Origin of the sequence: Streptomyces sp. UNOC14_S4, from assembly GCF_020740835.1 — a bacterium.
Lineage (GTDB): Bacteria > Actinomycetota > Actinomycetes > Streptomycetales > Streptomycetaceae > Streptomyces.
Genome location: NZ_JAINFC010000807.1, coordinates 1 through 2258, shown reverse-complemented (window position 1 = coordinate 2258; position 2258 = coordinate 1). Strand labels below are relative to the sequence as shown.

Annotated in this window: 2 protein-coding genes; both read right to left on the bottom strand. The window is 72.7% G+C overall.

Translation table 11 applies throughout. From position 1 onward, the window contains the following. Positions 1-78: 78 nt before the first annotated feature. Complete coding sequence (locus tag K6I34_RS35945) at positions 79-1080, bottom strand: AraC family transcriptional regulator (RefSeq protein WP_229332227.1); 1002 nt, start codon at positions 1078-1080, stop codon at positions 79-81. A gap of 261 nt (positions 1081-1341) precedes the next feature. Continuing rightward, positions 1342-2208 (bottom strand): carbohydrate ABC transporter permease, encoded by an 867-nt coding sequence (locus tag K6I34_RS35940; protein ID WP_229332228.1) that lies wholly within the window; start codon positions 2206-2208, stop codon positions 1342-1344. Positions 2209-2258: the final 50 nt, after the last annotated feature.

Below are 2258 nucleotides of genomic sequence, written 5' to 3'. Positions count from 1 at the left end.
CAGCCCGTCCGGCGTTTGAGGACGCGGCCGCAGGCCGCTCCCGCCCGCAGGGCGGCAGACGAAGAGAACCCCGACCGGTCACCCCCGCAGCGTGCGGGACGGCGGCTCGCCGTACTTCTGCTGGTACAAGGCCGCGAAGCGGCCGAGGTTGCCGAAGCCCCAGCGGCACGCCACCGCGGCCACCGTGACGTCGGGGCGGCCCCGCCCCGCCAGGAGGTCGAGGCGGGCCCGGCCCAGCCGTACCTCCCGCAGATAGCCGAGCGGTGTCGTGCCCAGGTGGCGGCGGAACGCCTCCTGGAGGGCGCGCGGGCTGACGCGGCCCGCGAGGGCCAGGTCGGCGAGGGTGAGCGGCTGGTCGGCGCGCTCCTCGGCGAGGGCCATGGCGCGCCGTACCGCGGCGTGGGCGACGACGCCCGGCCGCTGGGCGTCCACGCCGTCGGTGACGAGTCGGTACGTCTCCATCAGCAGGGCGGCCGTGGTCTGCGTGAGGTGCGAGGCCACGAGGGGGCTGGTCCGGGCGATGCCCTCGCCGAGCACCTCGCGGTGGACGGCGGCGGAGATCCCGGCCCAGGTCCTGGCGGCCCCCGCGGAGACCGGTCCGCCGAGCTGGAAGCGGGCGCGCAGCGGGCCCTCGACCCCGAGTGCCTCGGCGGCGGCCCGCTCCACGGTCTCCCGGTCGAGCCGGACGGTCGTCATCCGCGCGCCGGGCGCCCAGTGCACGCGGAACTCGCGGTAGGGGTCGAGCACATACGTCTGGCCGGGCCCGACGACCCGTTCCTCGCGGCCCGGGGACATCACCCGCACGCTGCCGCGCACGAGCTGGCAGACGAGCAGGTAGGAGTCGAGCGGCTGGGGTGCCACCAGGGTCTCGGCGCCGTACTGGAGGCCGGACACGGTGATGCCGGGGAAGCCGCCCTCCGCGTACCACGCCGAGAAGTCCTTGGGGTCGCCGAGCACGCTGAGCTCGTAGGGGCTGTAGGCGGAGCTGATGATCTCGCGGGTCTCGTCGAGATCGTTGCTGAGGACGAGCGTGCGCATGTTGCCCGGGGACTCGGGCCCTACTCGGGGTTCGGTGGTCATGGGGCGTTCCTCGGGAGTCCCGCGTTCTCCGGCCAGGAGCCGCGTTTGACGAGTAGCCGACAGGTGGCCCCGTTAGTACCGTTCAGCTTGTCCGCAGTCAAGGCGAAGGCTTTCCCCAGAACTGTTTCGGGACAGCCCGGTGCCGTGCGCGGGCTCGGCCCTGGATCCACGGGGGACATCCAGGGCCGGCATCCACACTGGTGAGAGGCCCCGCCGTCAGCGGACAGACGGCGGGGTTTCCCTGTCTCTCCCCCCGTTGTGTCAGCCCTTGACCGCGCCGCCCAGCGCGAAGCCCCCGCCGAGCCGCCGGGAGATCAGGGCGTAGAGCAGGACCACCGGCGTCGAGTAGAGGACCGAGAACGCGGCCAACTGCCCGTAGGCCACCTGGTCGTTGCTGCCGAAGAACGTGAAGATGCTGACCGACGCCGGGAGCTGGTCGGGCGAGAGCAGCAGCATGAAGGGCACGAAGAAGTTGCCCCAGAGCATGATGAAGCTGTAGATCCCCACCACGGCCGCGCCCGGCCCCATCAGCGGCAGGATCACCCGCGCGAGCGCCTGGAGCCGGCTCGCGCCGTCCGTCCACGCGGCCTCCTCCAGCACGACGGGGACACCGTCCATGAAGTTCTTCATCAGCCAGATGGCGAAGGGGAGTTGTGCGGCGGCCATGAAGAGGGCCGTGCCGTAGAGCGTGTCGATGAGGTCGACCCGGACGAACAGGCCGTAGACCGGCACCATGACCGCGGTGATCGGCAGGCAGGTGGTGAAGAGCAGCGTGAGCAGGTAGGGCCGGGTGAGGCGGGAGCGGTAGCGCGACAGCGGGTAGGCGGCGAGCGCGGCGCACACCATGGTCAGCGCGGTGGCCGTGCCGCACAGCAGCAGGCTGTTGAGCATCGGGCGGAAGGTGATCTCCTCGTCGAGCACCGCCGAGAAGTTGCCCGTCGTCGGCCCCTTCGGGACCCGCACCCGCAGCCCGGCCTCGTCGTCCACGGAGGCGAGCAGCAGCCAGACGAGCGGTACGGCGAACGCGGCGGCGAGGACGAGGAGCGCGGCGTCGGCGGCGAGCCGCTGCCGGGTATGGCGGGTGGTGCGACGGGCGAGGCGGGAGCGGCCGGTGAGCAGCGCGGGCATGGTGCAGCACCTCCGGGGCGGGATCACGGGTGGAGCGGTGACGGCGGGGG